Consider the following 22,571-nt stretch of genomic DNA (forward strand, 5'->3'; position numbering starts at 1 on the left):
GGCGTCCGGTCGACATGGCCGTCAGCCCGCTGCCAGGGCCGTCGGGACAGACGGCTCCGGAGGTACGGCGGGCCGGACGTGCGGCGTCCGCGCGAGGTCCGCGTCGGTGTCGGCGCTGCGCAGGGTGACCACGAAGGTCGCGCCGCCGAGCGTGGCGGCTGCCGGGTCGTGGTGGAGCGAGCCGCCGAGCTCGAGCATCAGCCGGTGGGCGCGTTGCAGGCCGATGCCCTGCCCGGTCGAGCCGGTGCCGCGCGCTCCCCACTGGAACAGCCGCTCCTCGAGGCCGGGCTCGAGGCCGGGGCCGCGGTCGCACACGCGGATCTCGACGTGCTCCCCGACCCGTCGCGAGGAGATGGTCGTGGCGTGTCCGTGGGCATGACGGTGGGCGTTGGTGAGCAGCACGTTGAGGACCTCCGCGAGGGTGTCGTGACGGGCGAGCACGCGGTGCCCGTCGGGATGCCAGTGCACCCGGTGGCCGAGCGCCTCCTGGGCGATGACGAGCGGTTCGACGACGTGGTCGACCGCGAGTGCGGCGAGCTGGTCGGGACCGTCGTCGGTACAGGTCCGGCCGAGGCGGGCCGCCTCGACGTCGACCATGTGCTTGAGCGCCAGGCGACGCGGTCCCGGCGGCAGCTGGTCGCTGGCGAGCAGGTGGACGCCGGCGACGATGCCGGCCGTGGCGGCGCGCATCTCGTGGACCACCTCGCGATCGTGCTGGACGGTCGCCTCCGCCTCGGCGGCCCGCAGCACCAGGCTGGCCTCCCGGGTGGTGTGCTCGCGCAGCGAGGAGACGAGCATGCCGATCGCGGTGGTGGCGACCAGGGAGGCGCACAGCACCACGCCCGCCATCGCCACCGGGGGCGGCGAGGTGGCCTCGGTGAGCGTCGCCCAGACCCGGGCCGCGAAGATCACGAAGATGCCGCATGCGATGCGCTGTGCGGCCCAGGCCGGCAGCGCCGAGCGCAGCAGGCGCAGGGCGACCAGCACGGTGACGACGGCGATCGCCGCGAGCACCAGCTGGTCCTGCCACCGGTGGACCGACAGGAACGGCGACGGGTCGGTGAGGATCAGGCCCAACCGCGCGGCCAGCACGCCGAGGCCCAGCAGCAGCCCGCCGAGCATCGGGTTCAGCCGCGGCGGGCGCTGGTCGCGAGCACCGACGGAGAAGACGCCGTACAGGACGACGACCGTCACCAGGTGCCCGGCGGTGAGCCGGTAGCTGTGGCCGCCGTGCGCGGCATCGCCGAGCGACATCACCACGAGCGGCAGGTCCTGGACGGCCACCAGCGTGATCGCCGTCGCCATCCTGGCCTTGACCAGGCTCTGCCCGATGCTCACGTCGAAGGTGAGGACCAGGGCACTGGCGATCAGGACCAGGTCCGCCAGGACCATGCACAGGTGCCCGGCGGCGGCCAGGGACTGGGCGGACGGTGCCTCGAGAAGCAGGACGCCGTACGGGTGGAGCATCAGACACGCGAGGAGCAGGGCCCACCACAGGGGCGCGCGGTCAGCAGCTCTCAGGGAGGGGAGAGACGACCGACCAGTGACCGCCCGAGAGAGCGCCCTGCGTGAGCGCCGGGACTGACGGTCCGGGTGCGGACTCGTCATGCTGGCGATTATGCGCGGGTCTCCGGTCCGTCGTCGAGGAAGGCCTCAACGTACCCAATTTTTGGCCGATCGGTCGGGCGTGTTGGTACGGCGTCACCATCCTCAGGGTGTCGACACGGTCACGGAGCGGGTGGTCGTGGTCGCCACTCCCCAGCCGTCGGTCACGGTCAGCTCCACGGTGTAGCTGCCGGCCGCCGGGAAGGTGTGGGACGCCGAGCTCGTCGTCGAGTTGGCGGTGCCGTCGCCCCAGACCCAGCGGTAGGTGATCGTGTCGCCCGTGTCGGGGTCGCTCGAGCCGACGGCCGAGAAGTTGCAGACCAGGCCCGAGCAGGCCGGCGGGTTGAGCACGGCGACCGGCGCCCGGTTGCCGGGCGGGATGGCGATCGTGACGGTCTGCGTCGCCGTGCCGGTGTCGCCCCACTCGTCCTTCGCGGTGAGCGTGACCGTGTAGGTCCCGGCCGCCGTGTAGGTGCGGGTCGGGAGCGGGCCACTGCCGCTGCCGTTGCCGAAGTTCCACGCGTACGTCAGCGTCGCGGCGTTCTCGTCCGTCGAGCCGCGCGCGTCGAAGGTGCACACGTTGTTGGTGCAGCTGACGGTGAAGCTCGCCACCGGCGGGTTGTTCGGCGGGTGGGTGACCGTCGCGTGCCGCTCGTAGACCGCACTGATGAAGTTGTGCTGGTCGATCGCCCGCACCTGCACGGTGTAGTCACCGGCCGGGATCACCGGTGTGGTGTAGGAGAAGTTCGAGCCGGGCGTTCCGGGGCTGTTCAGGAACGCCGTGCGCCAGCTCGCGGTCGTGCTGGTGAAGGTGCCCGACGAGCTCATGTACTGCCCGGCCGAGTTCACGATCCCGACCTGCACCTGCTGCATCGCCTGGTCGTCCTCGGCGCGCCCGCTCACGAAGATCTTGCCGTCCGGGAACACGGTGCCCTCGGTCGGGCTGAGCAGGTCCTCGGTCAGCACCGGGGGCTGGTCACCGGGGTAGATCGGGTAGCGAGACGTCGCTCCGCTGGTCGACGGGTCCTGCTGACCCGCACTGTCCCAGGCGTACGCCGTCACGTTCCAGTCGCCCTGGGTGGGCAGCGCCCGGTTCAGCGACCAGGTCGTGCTCGTCGCGCCGGGACTGGCCAGGGTGGCGTCCAGGTAGGCGAGCGAGGCGGACATGGTGCCGTCCGGCTGGAGGTAGCGGCTGGTGTCGGCGTCGCGGAGCGACACGGCGACGCGGGCGACGCCCTTGTCGTCGGTGGCGGAGCCGGTGAGGTTCAGCAGCAGCACCTGCTGGCCGGTGATCGTGCCGGTCGGGGTGATGGTCGCATTGGGTGGGCTGTCGCCGGGGATCGTGGCGTTGAGCGTCAACCGGCCCTGGTTGGCCGAGGACGTCGAGAGCCCGATGTTGTCGTCGGCGCTGACGGTGAAGGTATAGGTGCCGGGACTGAGGCTGAAGGGCGTCGTGTAGCTCCAGTTGTAGCTCGCCTGGTTGATGTTGACCGGCGAGATCCGGTACGAGCCCGCGATCACATTGGTGCCCCACGAGCCGTCGGCGGCGAGCCGCTCACCGGTCGAGGTGTTGCGCAGCGTCACCCACACCTGGTGCAACGACTGGTCGTCGGTCGCCGAGCCGGCGAAGGTGATCGGGCTGCCGGGAGTCACCGTCACCGGCTGGACCGTCGTCGGCGGCACCATCGGGACCGGTTGCGTGATCGACACCGCGGGTGCCTGTCCGTTGGCCGTGACGATCCAGCGCCGGTCGGCGGTGTCGAGCGAGGACTGGCCGCCCGTGTCGGAGGAGCGGGCCTGGCCCCACCACTCGTCCTCGAAGGGCACGGTCACCTCGTAGGACCAGGTCGTGGTCGTCGCGCCGACGACGTCGGGCGTGATCTGGAAGGAGTTGTAGGTGAAGGACACCGTGCCGTCGTCCTGCAGGTAGCGGTTCTGGGTGTCGCGCAGGGTCAGGCTCACCCCGTTGACGCCGATGTCGTCGGACGCGCTGCCGGTGATGGTGAAGGTCGTCTGGGCCTGCGGGCTCGACGGTCCGGTGATGCTCGTCGTCGGTGGTGCGTCGGACGTCCCGAAGGTCTCGTACTTCTTCGACGCCTTGGTGTTGTCGCCCGTGCCGTTGCCGGCCACCGCGCGAGCCCGGACGAGCAGCTCGCGGTTGTTGGTCATCGTGACCGGGAGCCGCCAGGTGCGGGTCGGCCCGGTGCCCGGGTCGAGCGTCGCGTTGAAGGTGTTGAGCGTCGTGGTGCCCCACGTGGTGAGGTCGTCGTTGAGGTAGCGGTTGGAGTTGCGGTCCTGGATCTCGACCTCGACCCGGTTGATGCCGGTGGCGGCGGTCGCCGTGCCGGTGATCTCGTACGGCGTGTTCACGGGCTCGATCCGGCCCTCGATGGGAGCGGTGATCGTGGTCTGGGTGCCGTTCTGGGCCGGCACGCTGTTGAAGTCGAGGAAGGCGATCCGGCCGACGTTGTAGCCGCCCTTGGTGTTGCCGTCACCGCCCACGAACAGGCCGCGCGGCGTCGCCTCGAGGTGCTTGTCGCCCTCGTTGGAGTTGGACGACACGAACCACTCCAGGGCGTGACCGTCCACCGGGTCGAGCGCCGCGAGGTGGGCGCGCTTGACCACCGCGTCGCCCAGGGCGTACGCCGACAGCCCCTGGCCGGTGCCGTAGCCGACGTCGTCGAGACCGGGCCAGGGCAGCGGTGCGGTCGCCGACTCGGACCACTGGAAGTGGCCGCCGACGTAGATGCCGGCCTCGGTGATCGCCACCGAGTACGTCGAGTCGAACTGGCGTGTGATCCAGACCGGCTGCGCGTCCGGGTCCTCGTCGAGGTTGAACCGGACCACCGTGTCGTTGATCGGCGGTCGGTCGCCGCCGGAGCCGCTGGTGACGATGAAGTAGGAGTCGTCGGGCGAGATGTCGCCGCCGTAGGCGCGCTGGATGCCACCCACGAACTGCAGGTTGTCCTGCCACAGCGTCGTCTTCCACGGGGTCAGCTTGTTGGTGCGGGTGTTGATGATCGCGACGCCGTACCGGTCCTGGCCGTTGACCTGGCGCCCGGTGTGGACCACGAGCAGACGACCCTCGTCGTGGCTCAGCTTGAGCCGCTGCACCGCCAGGTCGCCGTTGGTGCCGATGCCGCCGGAGATGTTGTTGACGAAGTCGCCGCGGACAGCGCCGGTCACGCCGTCGAGGGCGGCGAGCGCGCCGCGTGGCACGTTGTTGATGGTGCTGAAGCGGCCGCCGGCGTACACGGTCGTGTTGGTGACCGCGAGCTCGTTGACCTTGCCGTTGGCGTTGGCGGTGAAGCCGGCGATCGGCGCGCCGGTCGCGGGATCGATCCGCGCGATCGCCTTCCTGGTCTGGCCGTTGACCGTGCCGAAGGTGCCGGAGATGTAGAGCTTGGTGCCGTCGGGCGTGGCCTCGACCGCGTCCACGCCGCCGTTGGTGAAGGTCGGCCGGAAGCCGGTGTCGACCTGCCCCGTGCTCCAGTTGTACGCCGCGAGGCCGGCCTGGTTGATGATCGCGCCGTTGTTGGGCTGGCGGATCGAGGTGAACGTGCCGGCGATGTAGACGCGGTTGCCGACGACCTCGATGTCCCAGATCTCACCGTCGGTGATGGTCGGCTGGTTGGTGCGCGGCGTGTCGGGCACGAGCGCGGTGTGGCCCGGCGTCGGGTCGGACGGCACCGCGGTGGCGGTGCCGGTGGCCTGGTCGGTGTGGCCGTTGCCGTCGTTCACGGTGAGCGTGACCGTCCGGGTGCCGGTGGTCGCGTAGGTGTGCGACGGCTTGACGCCCGTCCCGGTCTGCCCGTCGCCGAACTGCCAGGTGTAGGTCAGCGCGTCCTTGTCGAGGTCGTAGGAGTGCGAGGCGTCGAACTCACAGGTCATGCCCGCGCAGCCGGTCGAGAAGTCGGCGACCGGTGGCTCGTTGGTGGACGTCGCGTCGACGCCGGGGTCGATGACGACCGAGAGGAGCATGTCGCGCGAGACGGACGTGCTGGTGGTGGCGGTCCGCCCGGGGACCGGGCCGACGGGTACGGAGCCGTCGGAGTCGCCGAGGATCGCGCTCACCTTGCCGGTCCCCGAAGCAGCGGCCTGGGTCCGCGCCTTCTCGCTGGCGGGCAGGGTCCAGACGGTCTCGGTGGAGGACTTCTCGCTCCACACGTTGACCAGCCACGAGTTCGCGTGGGCCGCGGTGACGGCCGGTGCGGTGTGGCTGGTGGCCGGGGCGTCCACACCCCCCAGAGCAGACGCCCCGACCACGGCAGGTCCCGTGCTGCGGTAGGCAGCGACGGTCATCGCGGACTTCACGTACGTCGTCCCGCTCGACACGGTGACGTCGCGGCCGGCGTCGGCCGCGGTCGCGCTGCGGGTCCAGGCCCGACCGCGGATCCCGTTGCCGTCACGGGTCTGGATCAACGTCCACCCTGCGGGGTCGTCGATCGCGACGGTCGTGGTGTTCGTGACGAAGAAGAGGACGAGCCGGTCGCCGGGCTCGACGGCGCCCGGGATGCTCACCGAGCGCCCGGGTGCGTTGCCGGCCGTGCTGGCAGCGCCGACGTACTGGATCTCGCCGGCGGTGACCGTCACGTCCGGGCTGACCTGACGGGTGGTGACGTCCTGATGGCTGCCGTCGCTCACGGTCAGGGTCACCGTGCGCGGGCCGGCGGTGGCGTAGGTGTGGGTGGGCGTGCGACCGGTACCGGTCTGTCCGTCGCCGAAGGCCCACGCGTAGGTGAGGGTGTCGCCGTCCGCGTCGAGCGAGCCGGACGCGTCGAAGGAGCAGGTGAGCCCGCTGCAGCCCGCGGTGAAGGAGGCCTGCGGCGCGGTGTCGCTGAGCTGCCCGGGGCTGATCACGACCGAGAACGTGGCGCTGCGTGAGGCGGCCGAGGAGAGGGTCGCGGTGCGGGCGGGCGCCGTACCGGTGGCGACGGGGCCGTTGGAGTCGCCCCACACGCCGCTGATCTTGCCGCTGCCGGTTGTGGCGGCGGTGGTGCGGCTGGAGGTGCCGGCCGGCAGCGTCCAGGTGCTGTCGGTCGAGGACTTCTCGGTCCACACGCCGACCAGCCAGGAGCCGGCGTCGGTGACGTCGATCGCCGGGGCGTCGACGTTGGTGCTGGAGGAGTCCGACCCGCCGGCGACGGCGACGGCCGACGGGGTGACGCCCGAGCTGCGGTAGGCGGCGACCGCGATCACCGACTTGGCCGCGGCGCTGGTCGTGACAGAGACGTTGACGCCCGCGTCTGCGGCGACCGCGGTCCGGCTCCACAGCCGGCTCAGGATGCCGTTGCCGTCGCGGGTGGCCATCAGGTTCCAGCCCGGGAGGTCGGCGATCGTGGCGGCGGTGTTGTTGGTGGTGAGCTCCAGGAGGAGCACGTCGCCGGCCTGGACGGTGCTCGGGATCCGGACGACGTGCGAGGTCCGGTTTCCGGCGGTGCTCGCCGCGTCGACGTACGAGACGACGCCGGGCGCGGCCTGGGCCGGCGGGGCGAGCGGGCTGAGTGGCGCGAGTGCGGGGACGACCACGAAGGCGGTGATGATGGGGACGACCGCCCGGGCGACGCGCCGCCATCGTCGGCTAGGGACCGGTTGACGCCGACTGGTGGTGGTTGTGCGCATCTGCCTCACCGTCCCCGCACTCGCATGTTCCCTCGGTCCTTGAGGGCGGTGTGATCGTGTCAACCGGCGCCGGTCGGCGGCATGACCGATATTGGGCAGGATTCGCCCGTACTTTCGGGGGTCTCGGCCGCTGTGAGCCGACCCGTCCCACAAATTGGGGGTATCTGCCGACTCCGTGCTCCCCGGCCTCCGGGGGCGCCCATGATGAACCGGTCATCGAGCGGACCGGCTCGGTCGACCCCGACCGATCTGCCGGACCTGGACCGGGGAGGTGGACGTGGAGCAGCGTCGTGTGTTTCCACTGCGAGTCGTCGTGCTCGCGCTCCTCGCGGGGCTGCTCGCGGGTGCCGCCGCCTGGGGCTGGGCACAGCGCCGCTCCCAGGAGCACGTCGCGACCGCCACGATCATGCTCCACCCGCTGGAGGGCAACGCCTACAGCCCCGGCGGCCGGGGGGACGACCTGGTCAACCTCGAGACCGAGGCACAGGTGCTGCGCTCGGACACGGTGGCCCGCGCCGTCCTCGACCAGCTCCACGAGACCGGTACGCCGGCCGACCTGCTCGCCGCCGTCACCGTCACGGTGCCGCCCAACACCCAGCTGCTCCAGATCACCGCACGCGGCCACGACGACGCGACCGCGGTGGCCCGGGCGTCGGCCTTCGGCGACGTCTACCTCGAGTTCCGCCGCTCGCGCACCGAGTCGGCCGTCTACGAGCAGACCTCGCGCCTCGAGGAGCTGGTCAAGCAGCGCGAGGACGAGCGGGACGCGGCCGTCGCCCATCTCGACCAGCTCAAGAGCGACGCACCCGAGCGGGCGCTGATCCAGCAGCAGGTGCAGGAGGTCGTCGTCCAGATCAGCTCGTTGCGTGCCCAGCTCGCCGCGGCCCAGGCCGTCGCGCTCGACCCCGGCCAGGTGGTCACCCCGGGGCAGGTCGTCGGCGCCGGGCTGTGGGCCTCCCCGGCGCGGGTCGGTGGGATCGCGGGTCTCCTCGCCGCCCTCGTGGCGCTGGGGATCGCGGTGGTCCGCCGCACCAGCGCGGCACCGGACGTCGTACGGCACCTGGACGACCTCGCCGACGCCGGCCCGACCGTCCTCGGCGAGCTCTGGACCCCGGTCCGGGCCGACAGCGACGTGATCGCCCACGCGCGATCCGTGGTGCTCGCTGTCGGTTCGGACCGGCCTCCCGTCGTCGCCGTGGGCGCGGTCGCTGCCGGTCCCTCGATCGCCTTCCCCGCGCTCGTCGACTCGTTCGTGCGCGCCCGCTACGAGGTCGTCGCCGTCGACCTGACCCGCCGCGCGGACCGGCAGGCGATGGCCGAGCTGGTGCTGCAGGACGCCGTCGTCAGTGACGTCCTCGTCGAGGACGGCCACTTCCGCAGCCGGCTGCGTCCCCTCGTGCCCGGTGCGGAGGACGCGCCATCGCCACCCGACAACCTCGACGACCTCGCGGCCTCCGCCGAGATGCGCCGCAGCCTCGCCGAACTCGCCAAGCGCGCCGACCTGGTGCTGCTCCGCTCGCCCGGACTCGGTACGACGGTCGGGCGGGCCGTGCTCGCCGCGTCGACCGTCGTGGTGGCCGAGATCGCGCAGGGGACGGCGACCGAGGCCGACCTCGCGGTCCTCGCCGACGAGGCCGAGCGGGCCGGCGCCGTCGTCGCCGGGCTGATCCTCACCCACGGCCGCGAGGACGAGTCGTGACCGATACCTCCGAGCACCTGCGTGCCGTCGCACGGGGCAGCACGGCGACCCTGCTCGGCGCCGTGCTCAGCACCGTCGCCGGCTTCGGGCTGGTGCTGGTGGTGACCCGGGGCGTCGACCCGGACCCGGCCGGCCGGTTCTTCGCCGCGTCGGCGCTGTTCGTCGTCGCGCTCGCGGCCGCCGGGCTCGGGACGGACACCGGGCTGGCCCGGTTCGTGCTGCGAACCGACGAGCCGACCGCCGTACGACGACTGGTCGTGATGGCGGCCGTCCCCGTGCTGGTGGCGGCGGGCGGGCTGGCCCTGGCCCTGGCGACCTGGTGGCCCGACACCCGGTGGCTGGTCTGGGCGCTGCCGCTCGCCGCCACCTCCGACCTGTGCCTGGCCGCGGTCCAGGCCCACGCCAGGTTCCGGGCCGCCGTGCTCATCGAGCGGATCGTGCGCCCCGCGGCGCAGATCGTGCTGGTGACCGCCGTCGTCGTGGCCGGCCTGCCGGGCGCGGCGCTGGCGCTGGCCTGGGGGGCGGCGTACCTGCTGAGCGCGGTGCTCGCGGTCCGCGCCCTGCACCGCGTGCTGCGCACCCCTCGGCCCGCGGTGGGCGGGGGAGAGGCGGTGACGCCCCGCGCGTTCTGGCGGTTCACCTGGGCCCGCGGGGCCGCCCGGATCGCGCAGGTCGGCGTGCAACGTCTCGACATCGTGCTGGTGGCGTGGCTGCTGTCGCCCACGGACGCCGCGATCTACACCGTGGCGACCCGGTTCGTGGTCTTCGGTCAGCTGGCGAACCAGGCGGTGTCCTCGGTGGTGCAGCCGCGGTTCACGCTGATCCTGGCCGGCGCCGAGGGGGACGCGAGCGCACGGCGCGCGCTGCTCAGCCGGGTGTTCGCGGTGACGACCGGTTGGAGCGTGCTGCTGGCGTGGCCGGTCTACCTGTGTGTGGCGGCGTCGCCGCTGGCCTACCTCGGGTGGTTCGGGCCGGCGTACACCACCGACGACGCGCGCACCGTCGCCCTCGTGATGGCCGGCGGGATGCTGGTCGCGGTCGCCTCCGGCCCCGTCGACACCCTGCTCCTGATGACCGGGCGCAGCACCCGCAGCCTCGCCAACACCCTCGTCGCGCTGGTCATCGACGTCGGCGGGTGCCTGCTGCTGGTGCCCCGGATGGGCATCGCCGGCGCCGCGCTGGCCTGGGCGGTCGCGGTCGTCGTGCGGTGCACGCTCGCCGTGGTCCAGGTCCGGGGCGACATCGGGCTGCTGCCCGGGCGCCGTCTCCTGCTCCTCGCCGCAGCCGTTCCCCTCGGCTGCGTCGGCCTGCCGCTCGCCGCGCTCCAGCTGCTCGGCGGCCTGTCGCCGGCGACCTGGCTGCTGGCCGCGGCGGTCGTCGCGGTCGGGTACGCCGCCGTGGTGTGGAGGCTGCGTGCCCGGCTGGCCGTCGACCTCTTCCTCCCGGCGCGCCGCGAGCTGGTGCCGGCATGAGCGGCCTGCGCGCGGTCGCGGGCCGGGCCCGGCGCCGGCTGCCCGAGCCCGCGGTCCGTGCGGCGCGGGCGGTCCTCCTCGGGTGGGGCTGGCTGACCGCCGACCTGCGCGAGGAGCCGGCGGTCATCGTCGTCGGCGCCCAGCGGGCCGGGACGACCACCCTGTTCCGCCTGCTCAGCGAGCACCCGCACCTGCGTCGCCCCACCGTCGACAAGGGCACCGGCTACTTCGACGACGGCTACCGGCACGGCCGGCGCTGGTACCGCGCCCACTTCCCGCTACGCCGACCGGGCCGGTGGCGTCGGACCAGCTTCGAGTGCAGCGGCTACTACCTCTTCCACCCGCTCGCGGCCGAGCGGATCGCCCGCGAGCTGCCGGGCGTCCAGGTCGTGGCGATGGTCCGCGACCCCGTCGCACGCGCCCACTCGGCCCACCGCCACGAGCTGGCCCGCGGGTTCGACACGCTGCCGTTCGCCGAGGCCGTCGACCGCGAGAGGGAGCGGACGGCGGGTGCCGCCGCACTGCTGGTCGCCGATCCGGGCGCCGTCAGCTTCGAGCACCGGCACCACGCCTACCTCCAACGCGGTGAGTACGCCGCGCAGCTGGACCGCTTCGTCGCAGCGCTCGGTCCCGAGCGCGTGCACGTCGTCGAGGCCGACGAGCTCTTCGCCGACCCGGTCCCGGTGTACGTCGACCTGCAGCGCCGACTCGGCCTGCCGGTGCACCGCCCGGACGAGGTCGGCCGATGGAACGAGCGGCCGGGCGAGCCGCTGCCACCCGACCTCGAGGCCCGCCTGCGGCGGCACTTCGACGAGCACGACGCCCGCCTCACCGAGGTTCTCGGCCGGGTGCCCAGCTGGCGAAAGGAATCATCGCGATGACCGTTCTCTCCGCACCCGTCCGACACCGGTTGGCCCGGGGCACCAGGTGGCACGCCGGGACCCGTGAGGTCCGCCTGTCGCACCTGCTCCTCGGGGGGCAGAACGGGATGACCGGACACGAGTTCGCGACGGCCATGATCGACCCGCTGTGGCCCTCGCGCCGGGTCGTCGAGGGGCCGCACGCGCACCTGCTGGAACGCGGCCCCGAGCAGTCCGACCGGGACATCCTCAGGTCCTCCTACGCGCGGATGGCACGAGCCTGCATCCGACACACCGGGGTCTACTTCGACGCGACCGACGACGCCGGGATCGTGGCCCAGGCCCGGCAGGTCCTCGCCCGCGCGGCGGGTCGGTCCGCCGACGTGCCGACGGGGGTGATGCACTCGCCGCCGGGCCAGCCGGTGCTCGTCGTACCGATCGCGGACTCGAGCTGCTTCCAGGTGATCGACGGCCACCACCGGATCGCGCTGGCCGCCGCGGCCGGGGCGACCACGATGCCCGTGCGGGTTCGCCGCGGCAAGGTGACCACGCCGCTGCAGGACCTGCTCCACGAGATGTCGTGGCTCGAGGGCGGCCGGGAGCTCTACCAGCCGGTCGACTCACCCGAGCTCACGGCGATGTGGCCGATCGTGCGCTGCTGCATCGACCGGCTCGAGGCGATGGAGGCCTTCCTGCGCGCGCGGGGCCTGCTCGAGGGGAGCTACCTCGACGTGGCCAGCTGCTACGGCTGGTTCGTCGGCCAGATGGCGGAGCGCGGGATGGCGGCCGAGGGCATCGAGCGCGACCCGCTCGGCGCCACCCTGGGCCGGCTGGTCTACGGCGTCGACCCGGACCGGATCCGGATCGGTGACGTCGTTGACGCCCTGCGCGGGACCCGGGAGCAGTGGGACGTGGTGTCGTGCTTCAGCCTGCTGCACCACTTCGTCCTCGGCCGCGGTGCCTGCGACGAGGTCGAGCTGATCCGGCTGCTCGACAGGTCGACGCGGCGGGTGCTCTTCTTCGACACCGGGCAGGAGCACGAGCGCTGGTTCCACAAGTCGCTGCGCGGCTGGAACCCCGAGCACATCCGCGAGTTCCTGCTGACCAACACCACCTTCGACCAGGTCCTCGACCTCGGCCCCGACCGCGACGCGGTCGGCCCGTACGCCGAGAACTACGGGCGGCACCTGTTCGTGTGCACCCGCGGGGACCGGTGAGCGCGGTGACCAGCGAGCTCCTCGAGACGGTCGCCGAGCTGTGGCCCGGCGCCGACGTCGTCCCGGCCGGTACGGCGGGCGACGGCCGGCCGGTCCGTGCCCGCTACGCCCTGCTCAGCCGTGGCGAGGACCCCACCGTCCTCGTGCCGGTGGAGTCGGCGACGGCCGCCGGCGCCTCGCTGCGCCGGTTCAGCACCGCCTCCTCGTGGTGGGAGACGACGACCCGGGTGGCCGCGGGTGCCGCCGTGCGCGCCGTCCCCGGCCTGCTGCGGCAGCGGGTCGAGATCCGCGGCGGCCACGACGGGCTGGCCGAGCACCTCTCGGAGGTCCTCGGGACCAGGGTCAGCTTCAGCATCAGCATCGGCACCGCCCGGGTGAACCGGAAGCCGGTGCTGCAGGTCTTCGACGAGGACGGCCGTTGCCGGGCGTTCGCCAAGGTCGGCTGGTCGGAGAACACCTGCGCCGACGTCACCGCGGAGGGCCGGGCCCTGGCGACCGTGACGGCGCTCTCGTACGAGCACGTGGTCCCACCCCCCTTGCTGGCCCGTACGTCGTGGGCCGGGCGGCCGGTCCTCGTGATCGGACCGCTGCAGCCCTCGCCCTGGCGTCGGCACCGGCGGTCCTGGACGCCCCCCGAGGAGGCGATGACCGAGCTCGCGTCGTCCTTCGCCTCGCCGGACGGGCGGCTCGCCGACTCCGCGTGGTGGCACCGCCAGTGGGAGGCGACCGGCGCGCTGACGGACCCGGTGCTGCGCGGCCGCTTCGGGCGGGCGATGGAGCGCGTCGACTCGATCGTCGGCCGCCGGGAGCTGAGCTGGGGTGCCTGGCACGGCGACTGGACCCCGTGGAACATGGCGATCGCCGGCGACGCCGTCCTGCTGTGGGACTGGGAGCGGTTCGAGACCGGCGTGCCGATGGGCCTGGACCCGCTGCACTACGTCGTGAACTCGTTCAACGCCGGCGTGCCGACGTCACCGGAGGGCGTGCTGCGCGCACTGTGCTTCGCGTCGTACCGCGACCGCAGCCTCGGTGGCGAGCCGCACGTGACGAGCCTGCTCTACCTGGTCGCGATCCTGACCCGCTACCTGCGCCTGGTGGAGGTGCCCGGCGGCGAGCACATCTCGCCGCGCGCGATGCAGACCCTGATCGCACTCGAGCGCCTGACCCAGGTGTGAACCCGGGGCAGGCGCTCGAGAGGGGATCTCGGCCTACGCTCAGCGCAGGTGCGGCGATCCGGCCAGCACCTGGGCGAACTCGTTGAGCTTCTCCGGGGTGCCGAGCGTCCACGGAGCGGTGCTGTTGAGCTCGCTGTCGAAGTAGGAGTAGGCGATCCCGCCGAAGTCCTCCATGCTCTGCACGGTGTTGGCGATCTCGGTCGGCCGGTCGACGGCCGCCTTGTCGGTGATCCCGGTCTCGCCGAGCGCCCAGTCGACGTCGACGGTGCGAGCCCAGGCCGCGATCTTCTGGAAGTAGCCGGGCATGTCGACCCAGCGCAGGTCCATCTTGCCGTCCTTGACCGCGCCGTACTCCTGGTAGATGTCGAAGCCCGCGACGTCGATCTTCACGCCCCGCGGCCAGATGTTCGCCAGGCTGTACTGCGGGTCGCCGTAGAACTGGTGCCAGCCGGTCACGATCACGGTGAACGCCACGTTCGGGGCGATGCCGCGGATGATCGGCGCGAGGTGCTCCTGCATCCGGCGCCACTCCTGGATGTCGCCGTCGTTCTCCGGCTCGTGGTGGAAGGCCACCCAGACCGGGCCGTCGAGCGCGGCCAGGCGCTGCGCGAGGTCACTCGCCCAGGCGTCGCCCTTGCCGTCGGCCATCTCGGTCCAGCTGTACGGCGGCTTGAAGCTGATCCACGGCAGCCGGCCGGCGGCCAGGTCGGTCGTGGCGGTCTTGACGGCGCTGGAGACGCCGGTGCCGGTGTAATAGGTACGGCGCACCGCGAGCTTGCTGCCGAGCTGCTGCTCGAGCGCGGTGGGGTCCGTGTTGCCGCCGTGGGCCGCGCCGATGTACGTGCCGCACGCGGGGATGCCGCGCGCGTCCCGGCTGCAGCCGTTGGTCAGCGTGCCCGCCGCGCCCTTGCCGCCACGGGGGGTGACCCGCAGGTCGTCGACCAGCAGGCGCTGCCCCGAGGTGAGCGACGGCGTACGGAATCGGAGCTTGAACACCGAGTTCGCCGCCTTCGCGGTCATCTTGACCTTCACCCGGGTCCAGGCCCGGCCCTTGGCGTTCACGGTCCTCGTCTTGGTCTGCAGGGTGTGTCCCTTGACCTCACGGACCCGCAGCGCGACGGCGCGCTGGCCGGTCGATCGGACCCAGGCCCGCACGACGTACGCCGTGCCCTTGGCGTGGGCGCCGCCGAACTTGCGCTTGCTCACGGCCGCGGCCGGCCCGTGCTTCTTGGTCCGGACGACCAGCGCCCGGCTGTGGTTGCGTCCCGCGCCGGTGCGCGAGAGCTTCACCCGGCTGCCGCCGACACCGGCGAACCCGTCCAGGTGCGACTCGAAGGTGCCGGTCGGGACCGTCTCCTTCGCTGCCGTGCCGGGCTGCGCCGACGTCGGCACCGCCGCGACGGCGCTGGCCATCAGCACCGCAGCCAGGACCGGTAGCCAGAGCCACCGCACGAGGCCGTTCTTGTTCTTTGTCTTCTCGGCGTCCTGCACGACGCCACCTCCCCGGATCTCCGGGGCCGTGGGAGCGGGATTACGGCCCTCGTTCTCTCTTGTCATCGGCTCGATTGGAACCGGAAGGAGAGTTCGGGGCCAATATCCTCCCCCATTTGAGGTACGGCGCATGCGGTGGTCGAGGTCCGAGGAGCGCCAGCGACGGGCCCTGCGGTGGTTGAGGTGCGAGGAGCGCCAGCGACGAGCCTCGAAACCACCCGACCAACCTCGAAACCGTCCTGGACGACAAGGGAAGGTCGTCGAGAAGACCTGTTCGTTCCAGCATGTGCGCGACGGGATCGAGTCATGATCCTGCACCTCTCGGACGGCATGCCGCAGGTGGTCGACCCGTGCTTGCTGGGGATGGCGATCGCCCGTCACGAAACCATGATGACGCCTCGTCCGGTGGTTGAGGTGCGAGGAGCGCTAGCGACGAGCCTCGAAACCACCGGGGCCATCCGTGCCAACTGTCCGCGGGCTTCGGTGGCGTCGGTGGTTGAGATCCGAAAGGCAGCAACGAGGACAGTGCGGAGATGGTCGGGTTCCGCGGTCGGGCCGCGGTCCGCGTCCGGAGGTCGAGGAGGTCGCGCAGCGACCGTCACGAGACCACCGCAACCAATCCTCGTCCGGTGGTTGAGGTGCGAGGAGCGCCAGCGACGAGCCTCGAAACCACCGGGGCCGTTTGCGCGAACTGTCCGCGGGCCTTCGGGTGCGTAGCCGGTTGCGTTCCGAAAGGCAGCGACGAGGAAGGTCGGGAGGTGGCTGGGTTCCGCGGTCGGGCTGCGGTTCGCGCGCGGTCGAAAACCCCTAGAAACAAGGAGAAAGTCCCCGACAGGCCCCGTCATTCGAACATGTGTGCGATAGAATCGAGGCATGATCTCGGACCTTCGGATGCCACGCCGGAGCAGTTGCTCCACGCGGCCGACGACGGCGTCCGGATCCGCCGGCTCCACGAGGTCCAGCAGCTGGAACTGCCGCTGGCCTGGGCCGATCTGCACTCCGGTGACCCGCAGGCCGAACCTGGCGCGGTCCCGGTCCGGTTCGGTGGGCCGCGGCTCATCGCCCTGGGTGGCGACGGGACTCCGGAGGTGGCCGACCTCGCGCTGGTCGAGATGGCGATCGCCCGTCACGAGCACGTGCTCGTGACCCGTGGCGCGTTGGCCGATGCGTTCGACCTGCGTCACCGCCTCCCGTCCGTGTGGGTCGGGGTCCGCGAGGGACGTTGTGAGGTGTGGGTGGTGCGGCGGGTTGTACGGATGTCCCGCAGCCTCGACCGCCACCAGGTACGGGTCGTCGACACCGCGGTGGCTGCTGCTCTGGACGAGGCACCGTCGCGGATTCTCGCGATCGCTGAAGCCAAGGTGATCGAGGCCGACCCCGTCGCCCACCAGGCCCGGATCAGCAAGAATCAGAACGACAAGGGCGTCTGGTACCCCAAGCCCCGCCCCGGATCCCAGGTCGACGACACCGACGGCACTGCGGGGATCGGGACGGTGTTCGCGCGGCTCGACGAGGCCGACGCCCTCGCCCACCAACACACCGTCGACGACCTCGCAGCTGCCCTCGCCGAGCACGCCGACGTCCCCGACGGTGCCGAACCATTCTCGTTGGACCACTGGCGGGCCGAGGCGTTCGCCATGCTCGCCGACCCCGCCGCCGTCCTCGCCTTCCTGAACAGCATCGACGACACCTCGCAGGCAGAGGAGGTCGAGGAGGCTGCGCAGCAACCGTCAACCCCGGAGGTCGAGGAGGTTGCGCAGCAACCGTCACGAGACCACCGCAGCCCGACCGCCGAGCTCATCGTCCACATCTCCCTGACCGACACCGGCGAGTTCGGACCCCTCGCCCGCATCGAGAACCTCGGCCCGAGGCTCCTCGCCCAGGTCCGCAACCTCCTGCGCCGGCACGCGACCATCACCGTCCAACCGGTCATCGACCTGCACACCGGACGGTCGGTCAACGGCTACGAGCACCCCACCGACGTCAAACGTCGCACCCAGCTACGCACGGTCGGGGACGTGTTCCCCCACGCCACCAACCTCTTCACGAAACAAGGTCGGGCACCGGACCACGACCACACCACGCCGTACGACAAGCACGGCCCACCCGGCCAGACCGGTGATCACAACGACACGCCCCTCACCCGGCCCCACCATCGCGCCAAGACGCATGTCTCCGGCTATACCGTCCTGCAGCTCGGGCCCGACCGATGGATCTGGGGCACACCCCACGGTCTCTACCGCCTCGTCACCGGCGGCGGCACCCGACCCATCACCCGAGCCGAGTACCACCTGCTCGCGCAGCAGTCGGTCGAGCTCGCCGGAGCCTTCGCGGCCTGACGGCTCAGATCCCGTGCCCCCGCCGATGAGCCAGGTGCAACAGCCGCTCGGCGCTCACCAGGTGCAGCGCGACCGCCGCGGCCAGGTACGCACGCGGCTCGAGCGGTGAGCTCCAGGCGGTCCGGGCGGCCCAGGGGAGGGCGTCGCGGCGGCCGAGGGCGGCGAGGGCGAACGCCTTGCGACCGGTCTCGCGGGCCAGGGCCCGCCGGTCGTCGAAGAAGACCGGATGCTTGGCCAGGCCGTAGTCGATCGCGGCCGCGATGGTCGCCCACTGCTGGGAGAACTGGGACCCGCCCCACCGCACCCGCACCAGCGGCGCCTCCACGAGCGCGAAGCCGCCGTGCTGTGCGGCGCGGATCATCCAGTCGAAGTCCTCGCCGTAGCTGCCGGGGATCTCCTCGTCGACGAGCCCGATCCGGTGCACGAGGTCGTGCCGCCGTACGACGACCGAGGACGGGTGCGCGGCCATCGTCCGGTGCCGGACCAGGTGGCGCAGCTCGAGCTCGGCCGGCGCCGGCACCCGGCGGGTGGTGGTGCCGTCGTAGGTCACCTCGATGCCGGTGACCGACGTCGGGGCGGTGCTGCCGGCGAGTGCGCGCACCTGGCGGCGCAGCTTGTCGGGGAGCCAGAGGTCGTCGTCGTCGCAGAAGGCGACCAGGTCGCCGCGGCCGGCGAGGATCCCGGTGTTGCGGGCGCCCGCGAGCCCGGGACTGCGGGTGTTGCGGACCACGTCGACCTGCCGCTCGACCGTGGTCCGCACGAGCAGCGGGTCGGGCTCGGAGCGGTCGAAGACGACGATCACGCGGATGCGACCGGGATACTCCTGCTCGAGCACCGCCGCGATCGCCTCGCGCACCATGACGGGGCGGTCGTGGGTCGCGATCACGACGTCGACCTCGGGCCAGATGTCATCCTGCATGGACCAGCACCTCCTCGGCCCTCGCCGGCGGACCGGCCGGGGGCTCTCTTGTTGTTCGGGTCTTGCTGCGCCTGCGCCGGGGCAGGCGTACGCCGATCAGTCCCGCGAGACCGCCGAGCGCGAGTCCGCTGGTCACCGGTACGCCGCGGTCCGCGCCGACGGGGCGCGCGGGCGTGAGCCGGATCAGGGTCCCGGCGTCGGGCCGGTGGGTCGTGAGGTGGTCGATCGCGGCGCGCAGGTAGGTCCGGGTGGCGGCCCACGCGGGATCGGTCGGGTCGATGGCGGCCAGCCGCTCCTGGAGCCGCGCGACGAGCGTGGTGCGCCGGTCCTCCAGGTAGGTGCGCCGTTCGGCGAGGTACTCCTCGGCGACGGCCCGCGCGGCGGCCTCGGGGTCGTGCGGTGCCGCCGTGGTCAGGGTCAGCTGCAGCACCGTCGACAGCGGGGGCGCCGTGACGCTGATGTCGTCGCGCAGCTCGCGGGGTGACATCGCGACCCGCTGCCCGGCGCGGGCGAGCGCCCGCTGGGAGCGGACCAGCGCGGCCTCGGTGTCGATGGTCGCGGCGACCGGCTGGACCACCGGCTGGTCGACCAGCGCCCCCACGGTCACCTCGCGGGCGAAGTCGCCCACGTCCAGGTACGTCGGCGACGGGGTGAGCGCGACGGTGACCGTGCTGGTGCGGTGCGGGTCGTGGCGGAGCGTGGTGGCCGCACCGAGGAGCCCGCCGAGCGCCGCCGTACCGGCCACGACCACCGCGGCCCGCCGGCCGGGGGACCGCAGCCGGCTGCCGCCGCCCTGCTCGCGCCAGGCCAGGCCGATGGCGGTCATCACCAGCATCATCGGGAGCTCCATCGTGTCGTAGACCGACAGCTGGAGCAGGAAGACGCCGATCACGAACGTCGCGACGGTCTGGTTCAGCGTCCGACATCGCCAGGTCCGTCGCAGCGCGAGCACGAAGAACGCCAGGAAGAACACGGTCCCCACCCAGCCCTGGGAGAACAGCACCAGCCACAGCTGGCCCTGGGTGCCGAGCGGGGGCACGCCACAGGCGGGGCAGTCCGGCTTCGCGCCACCGGCGATCGAGGTGAAGGTGCCCGCCACGTTGCGGGTGCTGCCGAAGCCCACGACGGGCGAGCCGCGGGTCATCGAGTCGACCGTCGCGACCAGCAGCTGGGAGCGGCGCTCGTTGCTGTGCGGATGGCTGAGGCGCTCGGAGATCGTCGTACCGAGCGGGGTGCTGGTCAGCGCGAAGCCGCCGAGGACGACCACCACCGCCAGCCCGGCGAGCGCCGTGTGGTTGCGGCGGGTCGCCAGCAGCACGAGCAGGCCGATGCAGCAGCTGCCGACCGCCAGCCACAGCCCGCGGTTGAGGCTCCACACGACGGGGATCGCGGCCAGCGCCAGCACGACCGGCGCGAGCAGGCGCAACCGGGAGCGCGAGCGCGCGACGGTCGCGACGAAGTAGACCAGGCCCAGCGACATCACGCTGCCCCACGTGTTCGTGTAGGGGAACGGGGCCTTGGGCCGGGGCTCCGGGACGCCGAGGACGGTCTGCACGTCCGAGGCCCGCGCCGAGACCAGCGTGCTCACGAAGCCGTTGCTGCGCAGGCCGTGAGGGAGCACCCGCTCGGCCAGCGTCGTGATCGACAGGTCCGGTGCCACCAGACCGAGCAGCCCGCCGGCCACGGCGACGACGAACACCGCCGCCATCATCCGGTGCACGACCCGGTCGGAGATCCGGTCCGGCGGGGTGTTGCCGAGCCAGACCAGCACGACGGTGGACGCGACGTACCAGCACAGCCGGTAGCCGAACACCATCAGCCGCCCCGCTCCGCCGTCGTCGACGGCACCCGGGGCCGCGGCCCACAGCGTGCCGACGCCGAGCGCGACCCAGGCCAGGAAGAGCAGCCACCACCCGAACCCGGACGGCACCACGACCCGCCGGCGGCGCCGCAGGTCCAGCAGCAGCGGTACGGCGACCAGCAGGGGCACGACGGACGCCAACCCCAGCACCCACCACAGGGGCAGGCCGACGATCCCGACGACGAAGCAGCGCTCGGCTCGCCCTGTCGGTCCCCGTCCGGGCCGGTCCCCCGGTGACGTGGCGGACGTCATGGAGCAAGCGAACCCGGCCTCCGCTCGTGGCGGCTCACCAATTTTGGGGGACTAACGGCGCACCCGCCATGGCTCCGGTTGGACCGTCCTACTGTCGCCAGTGACCACGTGAACCCGTTCATCGGACCGGTGGGGAGGGGAGGTCGCCATGACACGGATCGCTGCAGTCGTGCTCTGCTGCGTCACCCTCCTGGGGTCGGCGCTGCTGGTCGCGCCGGCCTCGGCGGGCTCCGAGAGCGGCGGCTCCCTGGTCGGTGAGCAGCCGGTCGCCGGCACCCCGCAGGTGCTCGACGGCGAGGTCCTCGCCGTCGTGCAGGTGGGTGGCACGGTGATCCTCGGCGGCAGCTTCACCCGGGCGAGCGACGACGGCAGCGACGTGGTGCTCCCGCGCCGCGGTCTGCTCTCCTTCGACGCCGCGACCGGCCGGATCGACCCGGGCTTCCACCCCGACCCGGACGGAGCGGTCAACGCCGTCGCGGTCGGCCGTGACGGGACGGTGTACGTCGGCGGAGAGTTCGCCCGGATCGGCGGGCTGCCGCGGCCGGGGGTCGCGCAGGTCGCGCTCGCCGGCGGCTCGGTGGTGCCGGGCTTCGACGCAGGTCGGGTCGACGGCCCGGTCCGGGACCTGCGCCTGGTCCGCAACAGGCTCTGGGTCGCGGGCGCGTTCTCCCGCATCGGCGGGCACAATCGGCGCGCGCTCGCGGTGCTCGCGCCGCGGACCGGGCGGGCTCGGAGCAACCCGGACCTGGCAGTCGCCGGACGGGCCCGGCGCGGCCTCGGCCGCACCTCGGTCTCGCGGATCGACGTCAGCGCGAACGGGCGCTACCTGGCGCTGATCGGCAACTTCCGCTCGGTCCAGGGCGAGCGGCGTTCGCAGCTCGCCGTGCTCGACCTGCGGCACGGCGCGCGGGCCACGTCCTTCCACACCCGCTTCTACGCAGCCACCTGTGTGGACATCTACTACAGCTACGTCCGCGACGTCGCCTTCGCACCGGACGGCTCGTACTTCGTCGTCGCCACCTCCGGAGGTCCCGGTGGTCCCGGATCGCCGTGCGACAGCGTCGCGCGCTTCGAGACCCGTGGCACCGACCGTGCCGCTCGACCGTCGTGGATCTCGTCGACCGGGGGCGACACCCTCCAGTCGGTCGAGGTCACCGCGGGAGCGGTGTACGTCGGCGGCCACCAGCGTTGGCTCAACAACCCGTTCGGCTCCAACACCGCCGGCCCGGGGGCCGTGAGCCGCGAGGGCATCGCCGCGCTCAGCCCCGTGAACGGCCTTCCGTTCAGCTGGAATCCGGGTCGCTCCAAGGGGATCGGCGTCGGCGACCTGCTCGCGACGGGCGCCGGGCTGTGGGTCGGCTCCGACACGGACCGGATCGGTGACCAGGTGCGCGCCCGGATCGCGCTGCTCCCGACCGGCGGGGCGTCGTACCCGGCGCTCGCGACGCCGCGCAGCCCCGCGACCGTCTACAACGGCCGCGGCAGCGACCTGCTCCGCCGCAGCCACCGGGGTGGCCGGGCCGGACCCGCGTCGGCGGTGCCCGGCGGGCCGGACTGGGGAGCGGTCGCCGGTGCGTTCCTGCTCGACGGCCGGCTGTACGTCGCCGGGCGGGACGGGTCCTTCACCCGGCGTGCCTTCGACGGCAGCGGCTACGGCCCGGCCGAGCCCGTCGACGCAGCCGATGCAGTGACGCCGCTGCTGGCCTGGCGGGCCGAGCTGGCGAGTGTGACCGGGATGTTCTACGACCGCGGACGGATCTACTTCACCCTCGCCGGCTCCCGGGCCCTCCACTACCGCTACTTCAACCCCGAGAGCGGCATCGTCGGTGCCCAGCGACTGGTGGCGTCGCGACGGGTCGGTGGCTTCGCGCCGCGCCGGGTGCGGGGCATGTTCGTCGCCGGCAAGCACCTGTACTGGGTCACCGGGTCGGGGCGCCTGCGGCGCACCGGCTGGACCCAGACCGCGCAGTCCGGCCGCCCGAGCGGCGAAGTGGCCGCGGTCCGCGGCACCTGGACGCCGGGCGTGGTGTTCGCCGGTCCTCCGGTGCAGGGCGGCTGA

At 72.6% G+C, this 22,571-nt stretch carries 12 protein-coding genes; 7 read left to right on the plus strand and 5 right to left on the minus strand.

All coding sequences use genetic code 11. From position 1 onward, the window contains the following. Positions 1-21: 21 nt before the first annotated feature. Positions 22-1,467, minus strand: coding sequence for a HAMP domain-containing sensor histidine kinase (locus QI633_RS02825; RefSeq protein WP_282428014.1), 1,446 nt, complete (start codon positions 1,465-1,467; stop codon positions 22-24). A 243-nt stretch (positions 1,468-1,710) separates the two neighbouring features. Continuing rightward, entirely contained in the window at positions 1,711-7,227 is a 5,517-nt protein-coding gene (locus QI633_RS02830) for a PKD domain-containing protein (protein WP_282428015.1), read from the minus strand. Between the two features lie 292 nt (positions 7,228-7,519). On the opposite strand from QI633_RS02830, the gene QI633_RS02835 reads away from it, so the two are divergent. From QI633_RS02835 to QI633_RS02855, 5 genes are read left to right on the plus strand one after another with little or no spacing between them, the layout of a single operon-like run. Then, entirely contained in the window at positions 7,520-8,926 is a 1,407-nt protein-coding gene (locus QI633_RS02835; protein WP_282428016.1) for a hypothetical protein, read from the plus strand. Then, entirely contained in the window at positions 8,923-10,398 is a 1,476-nt protein-coding gene (locus QI633_RS02840) for a polysaccharide biosynthesis C-terminal domain-containing protein (protein WP_282428017.1), read from the plus strand. Before QI633_RS02835 ends, QI633_RS02840 begins: the two co-directional genes overlap by 4 nt. Further along, entirely contained in the window at positions 10,395-11,279 is an 885-nt protein-coding gene (locus QI633_RS02845; protein WP_141800478.1) for a sulfotransferase domain-containing protein, read from the plus strand. The genes QI633_RS02840 and QI633_RS02845 overlap by 4 nt, the downstream gene beginning before the upstream one ends. After that, positions 11,276-12,475 carry a ParB N-terminal domain-containing protein gene (locus QI633_RS02850; RefSeq protein WP_282428018.1) on the plus strand — a complete coding sequence of 400 codons (1,200 nt, stop codon included), beginning with the start codon at positions 11,276-11,278 and terminating at the stop codon, positions 12,473-12,475. Before QI633_RS02845 ends, QI633_RS02850 begins: the two co-directional genes overlap by 4 nt. 5 nt (positions 12,476-12,480) lie before the next feature. Further along, positions 12,481-13,650 (plus strand): hypothetical protein, encoded by a 1,170-nt coding sequence (locus tag QI633_RS02855; protein WP_282428019.1) that lies wholly within the window; start codon positions 12,481-12,483, stop codon positions 13,648-13,650. 39 nt (positions 13,651-13,689) lie between these two features. Here the strand turns inward: QI633_RS02855 and QI633_RS02860 are convergent, their stop codons facing one another. Further along, the gene (locus tag QI633_RS02860; protein WP_282428020.1) at positions 13,690-15,207 is read right to left on the minus strand and encodes a carbohydrate binding domain-containing protein; all 1,518 of its coding nucleotides are present in this window, start codon (positions 15,205-15,207) and stop codon (positions 13,690-13,692) included. Positions 15,208-16,049: 842 nt separating this feature from the next. Here QI633_RS02860 and QI633_RS02865 point away from each other — a divergent pair. Beyond that, positions 16,050-17,480 carry a hypothetical protein gene (locus QI633_RS02865; protein WP_282428021.1) on the plus strand — a complete coding sequence of 477 codons (1,431 nt, stop codon included), beginning with the start codon at positions 16,050-16,052 and terminating at the stop codon, positions 17,478-17,480. Positions 17,481-17,484: 4 nt separating this feature from the next. Here the strand turns inward: QI633_RS02865 and QI633_RS02870 are convergent, their stop codons facing one another. Continuing rightward, positions 17,485-18,399 carry a glycosyltransferase family 2 protein gene (locus QI633_RS02870; protein WP_282428022.1) on the minus strand — a complete coding sequence of 305 codons (915 nt, stop codon included), beginning with the start codon at positions 18,397-18,399 and terminating at the stop codon, positions 17,485-17,487. Beyond that, entirely contained in the window at positions 18,389-20,512 is a 2,124-nt protein-coding gene (locus QI633_RS02875; protein WP_282428023.1) for a hypothetical protein, read from the minus strand. Before QI633_RS02875 ends, QI633_RS02870 begins: the two co-directional genes overlap by 11 nt. Before the next feature lie 148 nt (positions 20,513-20,660). On the opposite strand from QI633_RS02875, the gene QI633_RS02880 reads away from it, so the two are divergent. Further along, on the plus strand, positions 20,661-22,571 hold the full coding sequence (locus QI633_RS02880) for a hypothetical protein (RefSeq protein ID WP_141800471.1): 1,911 nt from the start codon (positions 20,661-20,663) through the stop codon (positions 22,569-22,571).

It is taken from the genome of Nocardioides sp. QY071 (assembly GCF_029961765.1).
GTDB lineage: Bacteria > Actinomycetota > Actinomycetes > Propionibacteriales > Nocardioidaceae > Nocardioides.